Genomic DNA, 21,872 nt, shown 5'->3' on the forward strand with positions numbered 1-21,872 from the left:
TTTTATACAGTTTGTAATTAGCTCAAAAACCTATTCTATATTTTAAACTCTACACAAAATTCCTTAAATTCTATATATATATTTTCTGTACTGTAATCTAACTCAAAATTACAAATAGTTGAGTGTATTCCTTTATCTTTTAACATGTGTATAGTTGCTATATTAGCATTCTCTTCCTTAGATACTCTAATCAATATAGAATACACATCCACAAACTGTATTCTAGACTTTATATGCTGTGGCATGCTAGATATATTCATATTTACGGTTCTATAATTTAGCACTATTAGTATGTCAGCTTCATAATCATTTTCCCTGAATATTTCTACTGGAAAATCACTATTAATTTTTAGATTATAAATATTCTTACTCTCCATAACCTCTCCTCATTTACATATTCTATATTATTCTTATTTCTTTTTACAACCATAATTATACATCAATCCCCATGTAAATATTCAACTTTTTTTATATGTTATCTCTCATAATAAAATCCTTCTATAATTTCTTAAAAAATCGTCACGAAATTGTTGACAACCTATATAATATATAATATAATAGTTTTTGTCGGCGGGGTGTGGCGCAGATGGGAGCGCGCGTGGTTTGGGACCATGAGGTCGCAGGTTCAATCCCTGTCACCCCGACCAAAGGAACATGTTAAACATGTTCCTTTTTTTATTGCCTAATTTAACTAATTTGCTTTTATCTAAGTTAATTCTCTAATCTTAATATCTCTAAATTAGCCTTTATGTAATAATGCAATGTAGAAATAAGAATATAAAAAGTATTCCTGACATAATAATATGACACATTTTAATATCTCCACTTTTATCTTTATAAATATATTTATCTATGATTCCAAGTAAAATTATACATATAAAAATTAAAATGCAAACTATACCTAAGTAAGAAAATTTTATAGTTGCATTCATTATAATCATATGAATTACGCTCGATAGAAAAGCTACGATGGCTATTACTCCATGAAGTTCTTCAATGATTTTGCTTATGGCAAAGGTAGCCTCTATAAGCCTCTTACTATTCTTTCTTGATAGTCCTATTACAAACCTTCTATTAAACCATTTAATTAAAATCTTTAAAAAACATATAGCTAAACAAACTACACTTACAATTCCCCAAAATCTTCCTAGTATTATCACTGTCTAATTCACCTCATAATAGAATTTTATACTATTTATATTAAAATATATGGTAAAATAATCTTATAATTCTCAATAAATTCCATAGCTTGTAATTTTCCTACGATACTACTGTATAAAAACATTTATCCCTGAAAAACTAATAAAAGCATATTTTAGAAAATAGGATGTGATATTTTTGAAAAAACAACATAGCCAAATATTTAAAACTTTACTTAATGCGTATTATAGTGACAATTTTGAAGGTACAGTTGAGGACTTAATTAATAAAGAGGAAGTAAGTAGAGAGGATTTAGCTGCATGTATCTCTAGTTTGTGTGGAGTAAATATTCCCTTATCATCTAATTACTCTAATGCCTTAAAAGAAGCAATTAAATTATATGATAAAAATCACAAAGTAGTAGAGAAAATCAGAAAATGTACTATGGATTGTAAGCATAATGATGATGAAATTCCTGCATGTGTAGCCTCTTGCCCTTTTCATGCCATAATGGTAGATAATGATAATCAATGTACATATATTGTTAATGAAAAGTGTACTGATTGTGGCTTATGTGTGGAAGGATGTCCAACTGGTAGCATATTAGATAAAGTAGAATTTCTTCCCCTTATAGATTTATTAAAAGGCCCCGAAATAGTAATTGCTGCTGTTGCTCCTGCTATAACTCATCAATTTGGTGAAGATGCCAACATTGATAGACTAAGAACTGCCTTTAAAAAAATGGGCTTTACAGACATGATAGAAGTTGCTTTCTTTGCAGATATGCTTACACTTCAAGAAGCTATAGAATTTGATGCACATGTTCTTAAGGAATCAGATTTTATGATAACCTCCTGTTGTTGCCCTATGTGGGTTGCAATGCTACGACGAGTATATGGTGATTTAGTTAGCCACATGTCTCCAACAGTATCTCCTATGATTGCTGCAGGTAGGGTTTTAAAGAAACTAAATCCTTCAGTAAAGGTAGTATTTATAGGCCCTTGCATTGCGAAAAAATCTGAAGTTAAAGAGCCTGATTTATTAGGAGACATAGACTACGTTTTAACCTTTTCCGAGCTAAAGGAAATATTTGAAGCCTTAGACATCAATCCTAATAACTTAGAGGAAACACCATCCTTAGAATACGCTTCTCGAGGTGGAAGATTATATGCAAGAACTGGTGGAGTTTCAATAGCCATAACCGAATGCATAGAAAGAATGTTTCCTGTTAAGTTTAAAAACATCACTGCAATTCAAGGAAATGGAGTTAAAGAGTGTAAAGAACTTCTCTCTAAAATACAGCAAGGTTTTATAGAAGGCAATTTTATAGAAGGTATGGGGTGCGTTGGCGGATGTGTTGGTGGCCCTAAAGCTATACTTCCTAGAGAAGAAGGAAAACAGCATGTAGACGAAGTGGCTGAAAACTCTGAAATAAAAGTTGCTTATGATAGTGAAGTTATGAACAGAATATTAGATAAATTAGGCATATTCACTATTGAAGATTATAAAGACCCTGATAAAAATAAAATTTTTCACAGAAAATTCTAATCTTTATTTCATTAATTTCTAATTTAGTTATTTTTTGAGGATGCCTTGCTCTATAGACATAATTTTTCACTTCAATAGTATAGTTTTTTTTGATATACTACCTGTGGGGTGATTAATAATGTTAAACAATATAAAAGCAGTAATATTTGATATGGATGGAACTATAGTTGATTCAATGTGGGTATGGAATGACATTGATTGTGAATACTTATCTAAACACAATATAGAGGTACCCCAAAGGCTTAAAGATGAAATATCTCACTTAAGCTTTAATGAAGTAGCTAACTATTTTAAAGACACTTTTAAGCTTCCTTATTCTACGGATGAAATAAAATCTCATTGGAATGAAATGGCCCTTGATACCTATTGCAATAAGGTAGCCTTGAAGCCAGGTGCTAGAGATTTCTTAGACTATCTAAAGGCTAATGAAATAAAGATAGCTTTAGCTACTAGTAACAGCTTTGAATTATTAGAAGCTTGCTTAAAAACTAATGATATATATAACTATTTTGATGTTATTACCTTAACTAACGAGGTTTCACATGGCAAGGATTTTCCTGACGTCTATCTTCTAACAGCTGATAAACTTGGGATAGCTCCTGAAAATTGCATGGTTTTTGAGGATATACTACCTGCAATAAATGGTGCTAAATTAGCTGGTATGAAAGTAGTTGGTGTTTATGATGAGCATTCCAAAGAGCATCATGATGACATAAAGAAACTAGCTGATAAATTTATAAAAGATTATACAGATCTAATTTTATCTATATAATAAAAACTCCTATATTTTTAGGAGTTTTTTTATGTCTACATTTAACTTGGTGTGAATATTATTAGGAATAAGAAGTATTTTTTTGGAGGTTTCCTTTGATAACTTTTTTATTATACCTATTTATGTTCTCCACCACAGCTATTGGAATATTATATATTCTACTGTCAAGAAAATTAGAAACTACAGTTTTACAAATTAGGATGCTTACAAAGCAAAATAGAGAGTTAACTACTAAAATGAATATTTTAACTAAACCATCAGATAACATAAAAATATATTACCACGCTCTTCCCTCTTTCTCTGGAGAAATAACAACTAGATGTCCTCTTTTTCTCTGTCCTATATATAATAGCCAAGTGTTAAGAAATATTTCTACAAACACTAAGGTTGAATTATTAGATTTAGTAGAAGTTCAAGATACCCTATGGTATGAAGTAAAGATAATTTCTAATGAAAACTTTAATCTGAAAGGTTATGTAAAAAAAGAATTCATAAGAGAACTTCAATCTGTAGAGACTTCTATGGTTTATAGGTAGATCATTAAATTTCCTAAAAAAGCTCTCCTTGATGATGCAGTAAGCTTATTATTAAAGAGTCACTTGGTTACAGGTGATTCTCCTTCTCCATATTTCCTTTAGACATATAAAATAATTTTTATTACCTTAACCATAAGTTACTAAATCTCGATCAAAATCTGGCTCATGACAAACCAAAATAATTATTCCTACTTTGTAGCATTTAAGGTTATATCAGACTCTAAAAGGCTTCCTTTGCTCTAAGAATCTAATATGAGCTTGTGCTACTTTGACTTTAATTTATTCTTAGGCTATACTCTAAACATAGGTTGAGGAAACGAGGCCGAACATAATATCGCGGGATGGAGCAGTTGGTAGCTCGTCGGGCTCATAACCCGAAGGTCGTAGGTTCAAGTCCTGCTCCCGCAACCAAAAAAAGCCTTACAGCTAATGTAAGGCTTTTTTATTGATTATTTTATACTATTTAATAATTCTATTGTATTTAATTACATTAATAATATTTTCGACTATTTCTGGAATAAAACATTAGTCTTTTCTATGGAAAATGGTTTATGTAGCTACCTCTAAAAATCTAGAGACCCATGCCAATGTCACATATGTAATAACCTTTCACTTATAGCTTTATGAAACCTTACTCATTAAAACTATAGATTTATCTTTAAATAGAAAAGTACCTAGTATACCTCCTATTATTGCTGGTATTAACCAGTTAAATCCTAAGCTAGCAAAAGGAAGAATGTGTACAAAATTTATATTAACACCTAAACTATCAATAACAGTAAGTGTACTTATAGCCAAAGTAGCATAGGCTGCACCTCTGTAAGTAGAATCCTTAGTAAATATATTTTTGAAAGATGCCATTAAAACTAAAACAAGAGCGACTGGGTAAAGTATCGTTAATATCGGAGCTGCTATAGAAATTATTTTATCAACACCTAAATTAGAAATGACAGCACTAAACGCACAAATCAATGTAACTATATATTGATATTTAACTTTTTTATTGGTAATATCTTCAAAATACTTAGCAGTAACAGATGTTAAACCTATAGATGTAGTAAGACAAGCAAAAGCAACAACTATACTTAATAAAACTGCTCCTGCAGATCCTAATAAGTCATTTGTTATATTAATTAATAATATTGTTTGAGATATACTATCAACATAACTAGTTGAGACAGTAGCTCCTAAGTATGCTAGTCCACCATATACTAGTATAAGTCCAATACCTGCTACTAGAGACGCTTGTACAGTAAGACTTGCAACTTCTTTTTTATCTTTATATCCCTTAGCTAAGAATGAAATCATAATAAGTGCAGCAATTCCACCTGACCCGAGAGCATCCATAGTTTGGTATCCTTGAGTAAGTCCAGTTGAGAATAAGCTTTCTGAATCAATAGCAGTACTTAGTTCACCTAAAGGAGAAACTAATCCTTTTACTATTAATACAGTTAAAGCAATTAAAAGTACAGGAGTTAAAAATTTACCTATGATATCCACAACCTTAGTTGGCTTTACAGTTAAAAGAAATGTTAATGCAAAGAATAAAATAGAGAATATAACTGGGTTAACTGAATCAAATAATGGAGCAATACTCATTTCGAAAGTTGTCGCTCCAGTTCTTGGAACAATAAGAATTGGGCCTAAACAAAGCATTATAATAACTTCCAAACCAAGTCCAAATTTCTTACCAGCCCTCCCTATAATTGCTTGATAAGAACCAGCCTTTGCAATAGCATTAATTGATAAAAGTATCATACCCACATCTGAAATAATAAATCCCAAGAAACTTGTTACCCAACCACTACCTGAAGTCATTCCTATGTATGGAGGAAATATTAAGTTACCTGCTCCGAAGAACATTGAAAATATTGCAAAACCAACAACAAGAATATCTATATTTTTTTTCATAATTATACCTCTTTCCTTTTTAATATATAAAAAAGCCACATAGATATCTATGTGACTTTTATTTATCTAGAATAAAAAGCCACTTAGCACTAATCTATGTGGCTTACATAACGAATTAAATTACATAAAAAGTTAAGCCCAGCCATCATAGATACAAAACCAACGGTTTGTACCTATGATGATTATCTTTATCATAAATACAAACCTAACTAAAATAGCTAAACCCAAAATAGATATTTAATTTTAAACTGTTAGTTATGTTTATATTAGTTATCATATAAAAAACTCCTTATAATCAATGTTTATATTAATAGTATATGCATAATAAATATTTGTCAATTTAAAACACAAGAAAGTTATATACCCCAATTTCTAAATAAAATGTCTATGATATCGTAACTTTAAATTTAATTACAATATAAAGGCACCTCTTAATAAAAATAAAAGACTAAAACGTGAGTACTTTTAATCTTTTATTTCATTTGTATTATACGATTTTTGTAGTCCAATCCTCACAATTCCAAACCTCTGTAACTATATCTTGATAAAACTCTGGTTCGTGGCAAACTATCAGTATTGTACCTTTATATTCCTTTAATGCTCTTTTTAATTCTTCTTTTGCATCTACATCTAAGTGGTTAGTAGGCTCGTCAAGGATTAGTATATTTGTTTCATTATTTATAAGCTTTGCAAGTCTTACCTTCGCAGCTTCTCCTCCTGAAAGTACCATCACCATGCTCTCTATATGCTTTGTAGTTAATCCACATTTAGCTAGTGCTGCACGTACCTCATACTGTGTATAGCTAGGAAACTCCTTCCAAAACTCTTCTATACAGGTACTATTGTTTCCTTCTCTACTTTCTTGCTCGAAGTATCCTATATATTGATAATCTCCAAGTTCTACTTCTCCACTTAGGGGTTTGATATCTCCCATAAGACTTTTTAAAAGAGTAGTTTTTCCAAGTCCATTAGAACCTACTAGAGCTATTTTTTGTCCCCTTTCCATATAAAGGTTTAATGGCCTTGTAAGTGGAGTATCATATCCTATAACTAAATCTTTTGTTTCAAATATCATTTTTCCAGCTGCTCTAGCTTGTTTAAAGTTGAAGGTTGGCTTTGGTTTTTCTTTTATAAGTTCTATCTTATCTATCTTATCAAGTTTTTTCTGTCTTGATTTAGCCATGTTAGCAGTAGCAACGTTAGCCTTATTTCTAGCAACGAAATCTTCAAGTCTTGCGATTTCCGCTTGCTGTCTTTCATATGCCTGCTCTAACTGTTTTTTCTTAGCTTCATAAATTCTTTGGAATTCATCATAATCACCAACATATCTAGATAACTCTTTATTTTCAACATGATATATAAGATTAATTACTGAATTTAAGAATGGTATATCGTGTGAAATTAATATAAATGCATTCTCATAATTTTGTAAATATCTCTTTAACCATTCAATATGAATTTCATCTAAATGGTTAGTAGGCTCATCTAGAAGCAGTATGTCCGGACATTCAAGCAATAGCTTTGCAAGTAAAACCTTTGTTCTTTGACCACCACTTAAATCAGCTACATCCTTATCAAGACCTACATCTAAGAGTCCTAAGCCTTTAGATACTTCCTCTACTTTAGCATCTATAACATAAAACCCGTTATGATCTAACATATCTTGAATGACAGCTGTTCTCTCTAGCATTTTTTCAAGTTCTTCTGGAGACACTTCTCCCATCTTTCCATAAAGTTCATTCATCTCTGCTTCCGCATCAAAAAGGTATTTAAAAGCATCTCTTAATACATCCCTTATGCTCATTCCTTTCTCTAAAACTGCATGTTGATCCATATATCCAACTCTAACATTGTTAGACCATAAAACCTGACCTTCATCTGGCATAAGTTTACTAGTGATAATATTCATAAAGGTTGATTTTCCTTCTCCATTGGCTCCTATTAAGCCTACATGCTCACCCTTTAAAAGTCTAAAAGAAACATTTTCAAATATAGCTCTATCACCAAAACCGTGACTTATATTTTTAACTGTTAATATACTCATTTATTCTCCCCCTATTTTCTTCTTAGGTCTGTGAAATAAAATATACAAGAATAATTAGTTATTTTATTTCATAGACCTTATATTAAAAAATACTAGTGTATTAATTCATCATAATTTTTCAAAACAATAATATTATACTTTACCTAAAGCAATTTTTCTATATACTAATTTTTCTAATTATAATTTAAAAATTTTATTTGCATTATGCTATTCATAAACTTATACTATAATAAGTTAATTAAGTGGGACATCTAGAGATCCCTAGGTTTAAATTAGGAGGAGACAAATTAATATGGCTTGTAAGTTTTATTTATATAAGGGCAAAGGTAAAAATGTAGAAAATGGACATCTATGGGTTTATACTACAGAAATAGAACAGTTTGATGGAGAATATCAAAATGGTGATATAGTTGAAGTATATAACTTTAGAGGTGACTTTATAGGTAAAGGATATATCAATGATGTATCCAAAATTACTATAAGAATCATGACTAGAGATATAAACGAAGAAATTGATGAAGAATTTTTTAGAAAAAGGCTTAATGCTGCTTGGGAATATAGAAAAAAGGTAATAGATACTTCAAGCTGTAGATTTTTATTTGGAGAAGCTGATTTTGTTCCTGGTCTTATAATAGATAAATTAGAAGATTACTATGTTATTCAATCTCTTGCGCTAGGTATTGATAAGTATAAACATATAGTAGTTAAACTATTAGTTGAAGAGTTTAGTGCTAAAGGCGTCTATGAGAGAAGTGATGCTAAAGTTAGAGAGCTTGAAGGTATGGAACAAGCTAAGGGATTTTTAACTGAACCTTTTGATACTATGGTGCAGATAGTAGAGAATGGTGTTAAGTACTATGTGGATATAGAAAATGGTCAAAAGACAGGTTTTTTCTTAGATCAAAAAGAAAATAGAGCTGCTATACATAAACTATGTAAAGATGCTACGGTATTAGATTGCTTTACCCATACTGGTTCCTTTGCATTAAATGCTGGAGTTGCTGAAGCTAAGTCTGTACTTGGTGTTGATATTTCTGAACATGCTGTTGATTTCTGCAAACGTAACGCAGAACTTAATAACCTTCAAGATATAGTTAAGTTTGAATGCCATAATGCTTTTGATATACTTCGTGAATGGGCAAAAGAAGGAAGAAAGTTTGATGTAGTTATACTAGACCCTCCTGCCTTCACAAAATCTCGTTCTACAATAAAGAGTGCAATAAGAGGCTATAAAGAGATAAATATTAGAGGAATGAAATTGACCCAAAAGGGTGGATACTTTATAACTTGTTCTTGTTCTCACTTTATGAATCCAGAATTATTTAGAGAGACCATTGCAGATGCAGCAAAGGATGCAAGAGTAACCTTAAGGCAAGTAGAATTTAAAACTCAATCACCAGACCATCCAATATTATGGAATAGTGATGAATCTTATTATTTAAAATTCTATATATTCCAAGTGGTATAATTTAGAGTTATCGCATTACTAAGATTGTGTATTAACCTTTGTACTCATTAATATTAACCTAGTAGGACTCATTATAATAATAAAATTATTAAGCACAGCTATATTTAAAATCTAGCTGTGCTTCTGTGTTTTATTTATAACTAATACTTTATCATAAGCCTGAAAAAACTATTTGCTCTTATCTTACTAAAATTTTTATTTTAAGACATGTCCTCTTTGTATTTTTCATTTTTTTATTTCACCCATAAGCAAAATTTATGACATTAAATCATTTCTTGTTCTAATTTGAATATTAAAATTTCTTGTACTCCTATTCTAAAAGTGTAACAATATGAATATACTAATATTTGGAAATAGGTGATGTTATGAAGTTTTTATCGCTCTTAAGAATTACGCAAATATTGTTATGCTTTCCTGTGATTATACTTTTTGCTACTTCAAAAATGACTAGTTTGGAGGAGTTAATATTTATTATACTATTTACACTATATACTCTTGTCTATGAATTAATTTTATTGAAAAATAATAAAAGGAGAAGTTCTAGTAAAACCTCTCCCTCTGATTGATATTTTTTGTATTAGGAACTATTTAAAATGTTTTAAGATTAACTTGACAACTTAATTTAGATTAATTCCTATATCCTAATCTCTCCATTTTTATATTCTGGAACTATATCTACAAGGTCTTTACTTAAACAATATTTTAAATCCTCCTCAAGACCTAGCTCCATTATTCTCTTATAATGACTGGCTTCTTTTACAAAAGAAAATATGTCAGTATTATTTTCATATATGTAGTGAGAAGTTTTTGCTATATCTGACATCTCTATGGTATTTAATTTATTTAAACAATGAATTATGTATCCACTAGTTATAAAATCATCCATTGAAAACTCTCCATAAGTTCCTGCATTGACAAATACCACATCTCTATTAAGCAAAGCAAGTTTTTTTGCCACTGCATTGCCATTAATCATAGAAGCTATAAATATATATTCCGCATTCTCACTGTTTTTTATAGCTTTTGTCCCATTTGTTGTAGACATTACTAAAGTTTTACCTTGAATCTGCTCTCTAGTATAATCCAAAGGAGAATTAGAAAAATCAAAGCCTTCTATCTTAAGAGCATTTCTCTCTCCACCAAGTAAATACTTATGTCTTTCATGATTAACTATTTCTAGAGCTTCCTGTATTTCCTTTACTGGAATTACTCTATCACACCCATTACTAAGAGCTGTTACCATTACAGATGTGGCTCTAAGTACATCTATAACCACTACTACCTTATTTTCTAGCTTCTCGTTTTTAATATCCGCTGCTGAAATTATAATATCTACCTTCATACATATCCACCCCTTTTAAAATATATAATTTAAGATTTTACATTATTAATCCCTTGATACAAATGCTCTCTTTCAAGCTTATCATCAATGGCATTTAATATCTCCCACTTTTTAAGACTCCACATAGGTCCAACAAGTAATGCTCTTGGTGCATCTCCTGTTAATCTATGAACCACTATATCTTGTGGAAGTAGCGTTATAGCTTCACAAATCAAATCAATATATTCATCCTTTTCTAAAAGCTTTAATTTTCCATTGTTATAAAGCTCCTCTAAGGTTGTATTCTCCATAACATGTAATAGATGGAGTTTTATCCCCTTAATAGGAAGCTTCGCTAAATATTTAATTGTATCTATCATATCTTCTTTAGTCTCATCTGGCAATCCTAAAATTACATGAACTACCACATCTATTCCTCTTTGAGAAAGTCCCCTTACAGCTTCTTCAAAAACCTCTAGCTTATATCCTCTATTAATTAACTTAGCAGTTGTATCATTACTAGTTTGAAGCCCAAGTTCCACCCAAGTATACACCTTTTTTGAGTATTCTTCCAATAAATCTAAAATTTCTGCTCCAATACAATCTGGTCTTGTAGCTATGGCCAATGAAACTACATCTTTCTGATCTATAGCTTCATCATATTTCCTCTTTAGCACTTCAACAGGTGCATAGGTATTAGTGTAGGCTTGAAAATAGGCAATATACTTTCCATCCTTCCACTTCTTATTCATCATATTTTTTATATCTTCAAATTGCTTAGTTATAGAAAAGCATCTCTCTCCAGCAAAATCTCCAGATCCTCTTTCAGAGCAAAATATACATCCACCCTTACTTATAGTTCCATCCCTATTAGGACAAGAAAATCCTCCGTCTAAAGATATCTTAAAAACCTTACCACCAAATTTCTCTCTTAGAAAATAGTTTAAACTGTGATATCTCTTACCATTCCATTCTGTCTTCATATATATCAAATTCCTTTTTTATAATATAAATAAATTAGGGAGTAATTTATTTAGGTAAGGGCAACCATAGGTTGCAGGTAAGATGCTCACTTTGTTCGCAGGTGAGGAGTGCCTTTGGCACAGGTAAAGGTGGCTTTTGCATAGGCAAAAGTAGTTATGTTGCGACTTTGGTGCTTTAAAATATAAAATCAGCTTTGCTGATTTTTTCCTTTCCTGCAACCTTAGGTTGCTCCTTACCTGTCACAAAGTGACGCCTTACCACGAACACAGTGAGTATTTACCTATGCCTACGGCACTCTTACCTAAAATAAATTGCCTCGCACTTTATTTATATTATATCAAATTAAATCTTTTAAACAACTTAACCATCTTTAAACACATATTTCAACTCTAATCTCTATATATTTAGTATATGATTATATATTATATGGGGGAGATATTTTTGAAGCATTTCAAACAGGTGTTCCAAGTGGCTACGGTTTTTGTTGGCACAATTGTAGGGGCTGGCCTTGCCTCTGGACAAGAAATTACTCAGTTTTTTTCTACTTACGGGTATGTTAGTTTCTTTGGTCTAGTACTTTGTGGAATTTTTTATATCTTCATAACAAATATAATTTCTACAATAAGTTTAGAATATAACCTAAATTCCTATACAGATTTTATTAGATTAGTGAGTCCTGGTTTTCTAGGTAAAACTACTGATTATTTAACTAGCTTTTTTTTAATCTCAGGCTCTGCTGTAATACTAGCAGGCAGTGGTGCTTTGCTTTATCAATATTTTGGAATTCCTAAATACATAGGTATATTTCTAATGGTAGTAGTAAGTGTGATTACTCTTCTTAATGATACTAAAGGCTTAATTGCTATAAATTCATTTATTGTTCCATCTCTTACAATTGTGATTATTGCGGTGTTTGGACTATATCTTATTTATGGTGGAAAATATATGACTTTAGATTATATAAAAAAGGTTCCTATTTATAAAAATCTACTGATAGAAAATCAATGGATTATCTCCACATTTTTATATGCAGGATTTAACTTGTTATTTTCAAGTGGTGTTTTAGTCCCTATTGCCAAGGAAATTAGAAATAAAAAAGTTATGCTCTTAGGATTAATTATCGGTTCTATTATGCTTACAGTAATTGCATCCTTAATAAATGCTATGTTGATGGTAAACACTCCGGATATATTTAAATATGAAATACCATTACTTCATGTAGCAAGTAAATTTGCTCCTATTATGCAGGTATTATTGTTGATTATAATATGGTGCGAAATGTTCTCTACAGAGGTATCTGATATCTACAGTGTTAGCAAAACCTTAGAAGAAAAATATAATATTCCTTATAAAAGAGGGGTACTTTTAACTGTACTTATAGCTCTGCCTATATCTCAAATAGGATTTAAAAAGCTTATAACCTTTTTATACCCTGGCTTTGGAATAATTAGTTTAATCTTTATGGTTCAGTGTGTTATCTTTTATTTAACCATGAAAAAAAGATGAGAATATTTTCTCATCTTTTCCTCATCCTTTAACTTTATATAAATCCTTCAATACTATTAACTCTCTTAAATGCATTTTCCGTTATTTCCTTTGGATAACCTATATATTCAAGTAATCTTATGGCATTTTTACTCTTAGTTACTCCTCTTTTAAGTTTATAGTCAAAGTTCAACCCTTTTTTGTCAGAAACATTTTCACTGAAATGATAAAAATCATATTTATCCTTCACTAAGTCTACTAGCTCTCTATCATGAGTGGTAACTATAGAAATACATCTTCCATTGTTTATATAATTTAGTATCTCCGCTGAAGCTGCAATTCTCTCTACAGGGTTTGTCCCTCTAAATATTTCATCTATGGTACAGAACACTGGTATTGGTTTCTCCATAGCATTTATTATCCTAAGTATATTCTCAGCCTCTGCTAGATAATAACTTCTATGTTCACTTATATCATCCTTAGGACTAATAGAGGATATAATATTAAAAAATGGAGCTTCATACTCCTTTGCTAATACAAAATAAAAGGTTTGAGCAAAAATCATATTTACTCCTAACATTTTTAAGAAAGTAGACTTACCTGACATATTAGTTCCTGTAAGAACTATTCCCTTCTTTTCTATAGTAATAGAATTTTCTACTGGATTTTCTAGTAATGGATGAACTCCATCAACTATCCTTAAGGCAACCTTCTCTGTAAATTTAGGTGTTGAGCAATTATTCTTTAAGCTGTCCTGATAGCTAGCTATGGATACTAAAGCTTCTAATTCACCTAATATATAGTAAAGTTCTAGTATATTATCTTTATTTTTAGCAAGGTTATTTACAACTTTATAATAAGTTGCTTCCTCTAATAAAAATAATGTGCTTGCCCACTCAAGTGCTCCTCCAAACATTGCCATAAAATTAATAAATCTAGTTCCATTTTTAACCACTTTAAGTTCTTTTAGTAATTCCCTTATCCTTATAGTATGTGACTTTAGCTCATCCTCTTCTATATTAGCTACTTTGTCACCGCCTCTTATAACTTTTGCTAAATATATTATTCCTGCAAATTTTGTATTTCTTTCTTCATTCATATTTATAATCATGTTTAGAAAACTAATTAAAAATAAGCCAAGCATATATTTATACTCTATAAATATACCACTTAAAATTATTAATAAAGGAACCACTTTCCCTAAAAAGGTGTACAAAATATACTTTAATTTATTAGGTTCTAATTTGTTCTCTATCATGTATAAAAGATTGTTTTTCTTATCTTTACTAATATTGAAATATGTATTCTGAAGGAATCTCCGTAAATTACTATCTTCTTTGATAACATCTATAGCCCTTTTTCTATCCTTTAATTTTTTCTCCTCATGTATTGGATTTCTAAGCATACAATAGAGTGCTGCTTCTCCTACTGTACTGTATGTCTTATCTACAGTTTCATATATATCATCCATCTCTAAATCATACCAACTTTGTTCATCTATTCTATATTCATTTCCACCTTTAATATCATAGTACTTTCGAATCTCCTTTAAATCTCTTTCTTTATTCCATTCGCCTTTATAATCGTTATCAAACATATTTGAATAACTGCTTTTTATTAACTTATACTTCAATTTGCTTTTTTTCATTTATTTTTATTTCCTTTCTAAAGTTATTTGCCTGTGATATACGAAGAAGTTCTTAATTGCAAATTTATTTTTCAACTTCCTCATCTTTTATAAAAAACATGCACTCATAGAAATAATCTTTATTGAAACTTATGTATTCTATTATACTATTTTTTATTAATACTTGAGAGTACTTTATATTTTTTTTATAATCTAATTCTCTATAATGTTAACTAGATATTTTTGAGATATACCTCATTATGATATATTATAAGTATTCTTTATTTTTTAAAAGGAGTTTATTATTATGAATTATAATATATTAGATAATTGCACAGTTTGCCCTAGACATTGTGAAATTAATAGAAGTAAAGGAGTTCTAGGTTTCTGTAAAAGTACTGCTACCTTAAGAGTTGCCAAAGCTTATGGGCATATGTGGGAAGAACCTTGTATTTCTGGTAGTAATGGTTCCGGAACTATATTTTTTTCTAACTGTAATTTAAGATGTGTATTTTGCCAGAATCATGATATAAGTCAAGAATATATAGGTAAAGAGATTTCAATAGAAAGACTTAGTGAGATTTTCTTAGAACAACAAGAGAGAGGATATCACAACATCAACTTAGTTAATCCTACTCACTATATTCCTCAGATTCTTGAAAGTATAAAGCTCAGTAAATCTAAAGGATTGAGCATTCCTGTAGTATACAATTCTAATGGCTATGAAAATGTGGAAAGTTTAGAACTTTTAAAAGGTAGTATTGATATCTATATACCTGATTTAAAGTATTTCAATGATAAATATGCCATAAAATACTCTAGTGCTCCAAATTATTTTAACATAGCTACTAAAGCTATAAACGAGATGGTTTCTCAAGCTCCAGAGCCAATATTTGATGAAAATGGCATTATGAAAAATGGAGTTATAATAAGACATTTAATGTTACCAAGCCTCTTATTTGATTCTAAAAAAATTGTTGATTACATATATAAAACCTTTGGAGACAAAGTGTATTTAAGTCTTATGAATCAGTATACTTCTATGTTTAAGGCTAAAAACTACCCAGAAATTAATAAGCCTCTAAACTTCGACCATTATGATAGTCTTATTGATTATTGTGTAGAGCTAGGGTATAAAAATGCCTTTATACAGGAAAGTGGAACCTCTTCTTCTATTTATGTTCCAGATTTTAACTTAGAAAACATATAAATAACTAAAGTTAGATCTCAAAAAAATAACTGGTCATATATGTATAACCAGTTATTTTCTAAAAACTATTAAATATTTCTCTATGTTATAATTTGTATTTTTCTAGTTCGTCTTTAAAGTAAGATGCTATTTTCTTAAATTCATTTATAGAAGAGATAAGCTTTGTTATTTCCTCTGTATAGCTTGTTACATTAGCACTTACTTCTTGTGAAGATGCGGAATTTTCCTCTGCTATGGCTGCAAGAGATTCTATGTTCTCATACATGCCTTCAATAGAAGATGCTTCTTTATCTAAATCATTTATAGTTGATATCATAGCTGTAGCCACCGTTTTTACAGATGTATTTGCATCGTAACTTACTTCTCTTATTTTTTCTAAGCCTTTTGTATCCTTTTGAAGTGTATCATATTGATTTTCAATATTATTTATTAATACATCAATATCTTCAAGGAACTGATTTAAATTAGAATTTATCTCCTCTACTGCATTCTTTGTTTGTTCTGCTAGTTTTCTTACTTCTTCTGCTACTACTGCAAAACCTCTTCCATGTTCTCCTGCCCTCGCTGCTTCGATAGATGCATTAAGTGCAAGAAGGTTGGTTTGATCTGAAATTTGTGCCACTATTGATACTATATTATTTATATCTTTAGCTTTATCTCCTAGCTGAACTCCTTTTACTTTTACTTCTTGGAATTCATTTAAGGTATTTTGTATATTCTTACTTACACTGTCTATCTCGTTAAAGCTAGAATTTATTTTGTTCATAGTATTTTCTAATTCACTCTTATTATTATTTTCACTATCAACAATAACTTTAAGTGATCTTATATTATCATTAAGCACTTCTGCTACATGTTCTGTATTTGTAGCCTGTTCCACTGAAGTTCCTGCAACTTGTTCAACTACATCAGATATTTCTCTTGAGGTCTTTTCCATATTATCTGAAATAACCCTCAATTTATCAGCAAAATCATTCATTTCATCGGTAACACCTTTAAATCCAACAAAGTCAGAAGCCATTACCTTCATAGATTCCTTAAAGTTATGGTGTATATCTTGTAATGTATCCTTAGTAACTATATCTACATCCTCGAAGAAAATATTATTCTTTAATTTATTGCTTATTTCATTTATATCTTTTAATGGTCTTAATAGTAAACTAGTTCCTATAATGGTTGCTATTCCACTTATTGCAGATATCCCCAACACCTTTGCTACACTATCAAGTCCAAGCAATGCAAATGATCCTATAAGTGTTAATATTAAAGTAAATATGGTAGCCTTCACTGGTATGGATTTGATAAATCCAAAAGATAAAATATTGCTGAATTTGTATTTTTTCTTATAGTAGATTTCTTGAGGAAACTTTATCTTAACAGCCATACTATCACTATTTTTTTCAGTAATCTCTATAGTACCTTTTTCATTAAAATAATCAAAAGAACCTTCTAACATACCCAGGAAATACTCAAACATTCCTCTTTTAGAAGAATATTTCATAATAGCTTCATTCTTAGATAATGGAACTATCTCTACTAGTGGCGGTTTAGCCCCAGGTATTTTCTTGGTAATTGCTATATGTATGTCAAACAAAGATCTTAAAAATCCATAGGTATTTTTTTGGTTAAAAAATACTGGATAAACCTTAGCAAAGGAATATATATTATCTTTACCTATGTATTTCCACAGAGTTTCAGTAGTAATTTTCTCATTCTCTGCTAATTTACTTATATATTTTTTTATTTCATTATCATCAACATCCTCTAATGGTGAGAATACTCTTTTATTATTCCATCCTGCATACTTCATTGCTTTTTCAACGCTAGCATCTCCATATAATTTCTTCGAAGTACTCATCCATACTGACACTACTGTACCCTTCATTTTTTATCCCCCATTTTCAATATTTTACTTATTACAATGATAACATTATATAAAAAAAAAGTATATATTTTCATGTTCTATTCATCTTCATCAATTATATTCTTATTTTTCAATATAAAATAAAACTTTACCCCTTTTTTTGTATTTTCTACTCCATATTTTCCACCATGTAATTCTATTATATTTTTTACTATAGAAAGCCCCAGACCTGTACCTCCATCTTTTCTTTTTCTTCCTCTATCCACCTTATAGAACTTATCCCATATCTTTTCTAAGTTATCTTCCGAAATATTCTCTCCCGTATTTTCAAAAGAAACTTTAACTCCCTCATCATTCTTTTTAATTTTTATAAAAATAATTCCATCCTCATTTGTATATCTTATTGCATTAGTTGAAAAGTTAGTTATAACTTGTTCTATTTTAAAGATATCTGCTACTACTTTTAATTGTTGTAATTCACTTTTTATTGTTATGTTTTTTTCTTCTATACTATAGGATAATTTTTTTAATATATTCTGAACTACTCCATCTATATAGAATTCTTCTAGTCTAAGGTCAATAATGCCATTTTCTAGAGAAGATATCTGTAACATATCTTTTACTAAGCTATTCATTTTTCCACATTCTTCTATTATTACATCTAAGGAGCCCTCTTGCTCCACATCAGAAAATATGCCATCCTTTATACCTTCTGCATATCCTTTAATTAATGTTATAGGAGTTTTTAATTCGTGAGATACATCTGCTATAAACTCTTTTCTCATATTTTCTATTTGTTCCTTCTTATCTATATCCTTTTGAAGTTCTATGTTAGCTTCTCTTAAAGATGTTAGTGCCTTTTCTAAATTAGAGGATAAAAAATTTAAAGTATAAGCTAGACTTCCAATCTCATCATAGGACTTAACCTCACATTTTTCATCGAAATCTAAAGTACTCATCTTCATAGCTACTTTACTAATTCTTCTTAATGGATTAGTTATCATTTTCGAATATATAATAGAGAATAATATGACAACTATTATAGCTACTACATAAAAATACTTATAAAATATATTTATTATACCTACTGCCTCATTAATATATTGAATTGATGTGAATCCTAAAACCATTTTCCCATTATTCATAACAGCTGAACATAAGTATTCAGTAGTCTTTCCTGTAATATTTAAGGATACAGTTATCTGTTCTCCAGACATTAATTTTCCTATTGTTTGTACATCATACTTTATTGCATTTAAAATCTCTTGTATTATTTTATTATTTTCCTCATTAACACTATCTAATTCTGTTTTAAATGTTATTATAATGTTATTTCTTATATCAGCTATCGCCATTGTAGTATTATAGTCATTCTTAAATCTATATATATTATTCATTATTTCTTCTTCTGTTTTAGCATTAGATAAGGTTTTAGAAAATTTTTTAACATTGTCTTCTATGTCAATGGATTTTTTATCATGATACATCTGCTCAAAAAGTAACTTTTGACTTATAAGAGTAAAAGTTAAAAAAGCCATGAACATAATAATAGTTGCAATTAACATTTTCTTAGTCATGCTATTACTTATACTTTTTTTTAAATTATCAATACTCTTCATTTTACACCTCTAACTTATATCCAAAACCTCTTACTGTTACAATTATTTTTGACATATTTTTAAGCTTTTCTCTTAACCTTTTTACTGTAGTATCTACTACTCTAGAATCTCCATCAAAATCATAACCCCATATATGCACCAATATTTGTTCTCTAGTAAGTACAATGTTTTTATTTTTTATTAAGTACATAAGTAGCGAAAATTCAGTTGGTGATAAACTTATATCCTCATCTCCAATAGCAACTTTATGGCTCTCCTCATTTATAAATAAATTTTCAATACTTATTCCTTTCACAATAGCTTCTTTATCTCCATAGGTTCTTTTTATAAGAGCTTTTACCTTTGCCACTAGCACCTTAGGACTAAAAGGTTTCGTTTCATAATTATCTGCCCCAAATCCCAATGCTAGAAGCTTATCCTCTTCCTCTTCTCTAGCACTTAACATGATTATAGGCATATCATAGTCTTCTCTTATTACTTTTATAGCCTCAAATCCATCCATTACAGGCATCATAACATCTAAAATAATCAATTCCATGCTTTGCTTATCTAAAATTCGCAATGCATCTTCTCCATTACAGGCATAGAATATAGAAAAACCTTCCTTTTTTAAATAAGCCCCTACTAAGTTCCTTATATTTTCTTCATCATCAACAATCAATATATTTATGTTATCCCTCATATATCCAACTTCTCCTTATTAAATTCATGACCTAACTTATTATTTTCTTATCTTAATTATACCCGATTTTTCCTCTCAACTAATTGCATAAATTAAAAAATTACTTGGAATCTACCAAGTAATTTTTTACTCCTTATCTAATCCTTAGGATATCTAATTTTAGGTACATCTACTACTCCCTCATAAGCTACTGGAGGTGTAAAGTATCCATACTCCTGCTTAGGTATAGTTCTTGTAAGCTCAGCTATTTTTGTTACACCTACATATATATTAGAAATCCTATACCAAGTAGCATAGTCAACTTTACCTGTAACTGGGAGCCCAAAAACTCCTTGGAATACTCTAACCTGCTCTGCAGTGGCTGGTCCATATCTACCATCTACAGCAACCTTTGGTATAAGTGGATAATTTTGAGAAATTCTATTTAAAAAGGTTTGAACTACCCTAACTGGCTCTCCACTGCTACCTATATCTAAAGTATATCCTGGATAGGACTGAGGTGATCCTGATACCCTTTCTGCTCGAGATAGTTCTAAGTTTGAACCATAGTAATTAGTTAAGATTTCAAAAGGAACATATCCTTGAGTTGCCAAACTCTGACTTCCCCATTGACTAAGCCAATTTGGACATTGAACTCTATTTCCATCACAATATTGAGCAAATAGTGGTTGCTTTTGTCCTGGTCTCTTAATATAGGTAGAGAATAACTCATCTACTAGTTTACTTATGTTATCATATATGTTTCTACCATAACTAAATGCTTGATCATAAGCTGTTGAATTGGTTATATCAAAATTATAACCTTTTCCTCTATACCACTCTGTAAATATTCTATTAAGCGTAAATGAAATAATACAAAGAAGGTTGGCTCTTATAGCACTTTCATTCCATGTAGAATATATTTCACAACTAGCTACATTCTTTATATACTCATGATAGGTAACCCTATAATTAGGTGCAGATGCGTTTGTAGGAACTCCATCATGTACTATTATGAATTCTGGTACAACTACTTGTGGAAGTACCACTCCTCCAGTTGGCGGTGGTAATGGTTTAATTTCATCTTCTGGAATCTTAGGCGGGAATATTCCAAATAATGTGTTTTTAGGTATGTCAATTATCTGTATGTCTGTTACATTACTCTCTCTATTGCTTCCATGTCTCTTTCTAGCAGTGCCTAATGGAAATAAATTGCATTTTTGCAGCGCAGTAATTCCAGGAAATATCTGACATCCCCTAACTATTAACTGATCATATCCAGGTACATCTACGGTAACATTACAAAGTCCATAAGGTATTAAGGTATTTTCTGCATTTAAGGACCTTTCTAATGGTGGGGTTTCTAATTGTATTGTTTCTGTTTTTCCTACTTCATTTGTACTTAATAAAATTACTTCTCTATTTAGACCCTCATTTAGACCCTCAGTTAGAGCCTCCTGTGTAGTTGGAGTTACTGTTACCCTAGCTCCACTTAATGGTATTGCTGAATTGGCTCTAAAGACTTGAACTTCTAGTCCTCCTACATCAGCCATAAATATCTCCTTTTATATAGTAATTCATTTATATATTATGAATTTTCCTCAAAAAGGTTCCATATAAAGGGCACCTAAAATTAATTTTTAATGTTATCAAACCTATAAATTATCTTCTTAGATATATCT

General features: G+C 30.1%; 17 protein-coding genes and 2 tRNA genes. 8 read left to right on the top strand and 11 right to left on the bottom strand.

Annotation, left to right across the window (positions count from 1 at the left end):
* Positions 1-35: 35 nt before the first annotated feature.
* Complete coding sequence (locus ACI48Q_RS18975) at positions 36-377, bottom strand: hypothetical protein (protein ID WP_474920694.1); 342 nt, start codon at positions 375-377, stop codon at positions 36-38.
* 194 nt (positions 378-571) lie between these two features.
* On the opposite strand from ACI48Q_RS18975, the gene ACI48Q_RS18980 reads away from it, so the two are divergent.
* Positions 572-647 (top strand) — tRNA-Pro (locus ACI48Q_RS18980).
* Between the two features lie 99 nt (positions 648-746).
* Here the strand turns inward: ACI48Q_RS18980 and ACI48Q_RS18985 are convergent.
* On the bottom strand, positions 747-1,160 hold the full coding sequence (locus ACI48Q_RS18985) for a hypothetical protein (RefSeq protein WP_474920695.1): 414 nt from the start codon (positions 1,158-1,160) through the stop codon (positions 747-749).
* A 178-nt stretch (positions 1,161-1,338) separates the two neighbouring features.
* Between ACI48Q_RS18985 and ACI48Q_RS18990 the strand changes: the two genes are divergently transcribed.
* The 4 genes from ACI48Q_RS18990 (at position 1,339) to ACI48Q_RS19005 (ending at position 4,407) form a co-directional block, all read left to right on the top strand.
* Positions 1,339-2,688 carry a [Fe-Fe] hydrogenase large subunit C-terminal domain-containing protein gene (locus tag ACI48Q_RS18990; protein ID WP_474920696.1) on the top strand — a complete coding sequence of 450 codons (1,350 nt, stop codon included), beginning with the start codon at positions 1,339-1,341 and terminating at the stop codon, positions 2,686-2,688.
* A gap of 118 nt (positions 2,689-2,806) precedes the next feature.
* Complete coding sequence (locus ACI48Q_RS18995) at positions 2,807-3,460, top strand: HAD family hydrolase (protein WP_474920697.1); 654 nt, start codon at positions 2,807-2,809, stop codon at positions 3,458-3,460.
* A gap of 95 nt (positions 3,461-3,555) precedes the next feature.
* Positions 3,556-3,996 carry a hypothetical protein gene (locus ACI48Q_RS19000; RefSeq protein WP_474920698.1) on the top strand — a complete coding sequence of 147 codons (441 nt, stop codon included), beginning with the start codon at positions 3,556-3,558 and terminating at the stop codon, positions 3,994-3,996.
* Positions 3,997-4,331: 335 nt separating this feature from the next.
* Positions 4,332-4,407 (top strand) — tRNA-Met (locus ACI48Q_RS19005).
* A gap of 210 nt (positions 4,408-4,617) precedes the next feature.
* Here ACI48Q_RS19005 and brnQ read toward each other — a convergent pair.
* Both brnQ and ACI48Q_RS19015 read right to left on the bottom strand, forming a co-directional pair.
* A complete protein-coding gene (brnQ, locus tag ACI48Q_RS19010) occupies positions 4,618-5,907 on the bottom strand; it encodes a branched-chain amino acid transport system II carrier protein (RefSeq protein WP_474920699.1) in 1,290 nt (429 codons plus the stop codon).
* A gap of 487 nt (positions 5,908-6,394) precedes the next feature.
* Positions 6,395-7,951 carry an ABC-F family ATP-binding cassette domain-containing protein gene (locus tag ACI48Q_RS19015; RefSeq protein ID WP_474920700.1) on the bottom strand — a complete coding sequence of 519 codons (1,557 nt, stop codon included), beginning with the start codon at positions 7,949-7,951 and terminating at the stop codon, positions 6,395-6,397.
* Positions 7,952-8,243: 292 nt separating this feature from the next.
* Between ACI48Q_RS19015 and ACI48Q_RS19020 the strand changes: the two genes are divergently transcribed.
* Positions 8,244-9,419, top strand: coding sequence for a class I SAM-dependent rRNA methyltransferase (locus ACI48Q_RS19020; protein WP_474920701.1), 1,176 nt, complete (start codon positions 8,244-8,246; stop codon positions 9,417-9,419).
* 634 nt (positions 9,420-10,053) lie between these two features.
* Here ACI48Q_RS19020 and ACI48Q_RS19025 read toward each other — a convergent pair.
* Together ACI48Q_RS19025 and mnmL are read right to left on the bottom strand one after the other, a co-directional pair.
* Positions 10,054-10,761, bottom strand: coding sequence for a 2-phosphosulfolactate phosphatase family protein (locus ACI48Q_RS19025; protein ID WP_474920702.1), 708 nt, complete (start codon positions 10,759-10,761; stop codon positions 10,054-10,056).
* 29 nt (positions 10,762-10,790) lie between these two features.
* Entirely contained in the window at positions 10,791-11,723 is a 933-nt protein-coding gene (mnmL, locus tag ACI48Q_RS19030) for a tRNA modification radical SAM protein MnmL/YtqA (protein ID WP_474920703.1), read from the bottom strand.
* 427 nt (positions 11,724-12,150) lie between these two features.
* On the opposite strand from mnmL, the gene ACI48Q_RS19035 reads away from it, so the two are divergent.
* Positions 12,151-13,230, top strand: coding sequence for a YkvI family membrane protein (locus ACI48Q_RS19035; RefSeq protein ID WP_474920704.1), 1,080 nt, complete (start codon positions 12,151-12,153; stop codon positions 13,228-13,230).
* Between the two features lie 34 nt (positions 13,231-13,264).
* Here ACI48Q_RS19035 and ACI48Q_RS19040 read toward each other — a convergent pair whose 3' ends face one another.
* A complete protein-coding gene (locus ACI48Q_RS19040) occupies positions 13,265-14,806 on the bottom strand; it encodes a MutS-related protein (protein WP_474920826.1) in 1,542 nt (513 codons plus the stop codon).
* Positions 14,807-15,143: 337 nt separating this feature from the next.
* Between ACI48Q_RS19040 and ACI48Q_RS19045 the strand changes: the two genes are divergently transcribed.
* Positions 15,144-16,046, top strand: coding sequence for a radical SAM protein (locus ACI48Q_RS19045; protein ID WP_474920705.1), 903 nt, complete (start codon positions 15,144-15,146; stop codon positions 16,044-16,046).
* Positions 16,047-16,131: 85 nt separating this feature from the next.
* Here ACI48Q_RS19045 and ACI48Q_RS19050 read toward each other — a convergent pair whose 3' ends face one another.
* From ACI48Q_RS19050 to ACI48Q_RS19065, 4 genes are all read right to left on the bottom strand, one after another.
* Positions 16,132-17,931, bottom strand: coding sequence for a heme NO-binding domain-containing protein (locus ACI48Q_RS19050; protein WP_474920706.1), 1,800 nt, complete (start codon positions 17,929-17,931; stop codon positions 16,132-16,134).
* Between the two features lie 77 nt (positions 17,932-18,008).
* Positions 18,009-19,529, bottom strand: a complete 1,521-nt coding sequence (locus ACI48Q_RS19055; protein ID WP_474920707.1) for a sensor histidine kinase — start codon at positions 19,527-19,529, stop codon at positions 18,009-18,011.
* 1 nt (position 19,530) lies between these two features.
* Positions 19,531-20,211, bottom strand: coding sequence for a response regulator transcription factor (locus tag ACI48Q_RS19060; RefSeq protein ID WP_474920708.1), 681 nt, complete (start codon positions 20,209-20,211; stop codon positions 19,531-19,533).
* 137 nt (positions 20,212-20,348) lie between these two features.
* Positions 20,349-21,743 (bottom strand): peptidoglycan-binding domain-containing protein, encoded by a 1,395-nt coding sequence (locus tag ACI48Q_RS19065; protein WP_474920709.1) that lies wholly within the window; start codon positions 21,741-21,743, stop codon positions 20,349-20,351.
* Between the last annotated feature and the right edge of the window lie 129 nt (positions 21,744-21,872).

The organism is Clostridium sp. LXY-7 (genome assembly GCF_056172015.1).

Excerpts from the sequence above, each read along its gene's own strand:
- ACI48Q_RS18975 (WP_474920694.1), bottom strand. The coding sequence starts at position 377 with ATGGAGAGTAAGAATATTTATAATCTAAAAATTAATAGTGATTTTCCA.
- ACI48Q_RS18995 (WP_474920697.1), top strand. The coding sequence starts at position 2,807 with ATGTTAAACAATATAAAAGCAGTAATATTTGATATGGATGGAACTATA.
- brnQ (WP_474920699.1), bottom strand. The coding sequence starts at position 5,907 with ATGAAAAAAAATATAGATATTCTTGTTGTTGGTTTTGCAATATTTTCA.
- ACI48Q_RS19015 (WP_474920700.1), bottom strand. The coding sequence starts at position 7,951 with ATGAGTATATTAACAGTTAAAAATATAAGTCACGGTTTTGGTGATAGA.
- ACI48Q_RS19020 (WP_474920701.1), top strand. The coding sequence starts at position 8,244 with ATGGCTTGTAAGTTTTATTTATATAAGGGCAAAGGTAAAAATGTAGAA.
- ACI48Q_RS19025 (WP_474920702.1), bottom strand. The coding sequence starts at position 10,761 with ATGAAGGTAGATATTATAATTTCAGCAGCGGATATTAAAAACGAGAAG.
- mnmL (WP_474920703.1), bottom strand. The coding sequence starts at position 11,723 with ATGAAGACAGAATGGAATGGTAAGAGATATCACAGTTTAAACTATTTT.
- ACI48Q_RS19035 (WP_474920704.1), top strand. The coding sequence starts at position 12,151 with ATGGGGGAGATATTTTTGAAGCATTTCAAACAGGTGTTCCAAGTGGCT.
- ACI48Q_RS19040 (WP_474920826.1), bottom strand. The coding sequence starts at position 14,806 with ATGTTTGATAACGATTATAAAGGCGAATGGAATAAAGAAAGAGATTTA.
- ACI48Q_RS19045 (WP_474920705.1), top strand. The coding sequence starts at position 15,144 with ATGAATTATAATATATTAGATAATTGCACAGTTTGCCCTAGACATTGT.
- ACI48Q_RS19050 (WP_474920706.1), bottom strand. The coding sequence starts at position 17,931 with ATGAAGGGTACAGTAGTGTCAGTATGGATGAGTACTTCGAAGAAATTA.
- ACI48Q_RS19055 (WP_474920707.1), bottom strand. The coding sequence starts at position 19,529 with ATGAAGAGTATTGATAATTTAAAAAAAAGTATAAGTAATAGCATGACT.
- ACI48Q_RS19060 (WP_474920708.1), bottom strand. The coding sequence starts at position 20,211 with ATGAGGGATAACATAAATATATTGATTGTTGATGATGAAGAAAATATA.
- ACI48Q_RS19065 (WP_474920709.1), bottom strand. The coding sequence starts at position 21,743 with ATGGCTGATGTAGGAGGACTAGAAGTTCAAGTCTTTAGAGCCAATTCA.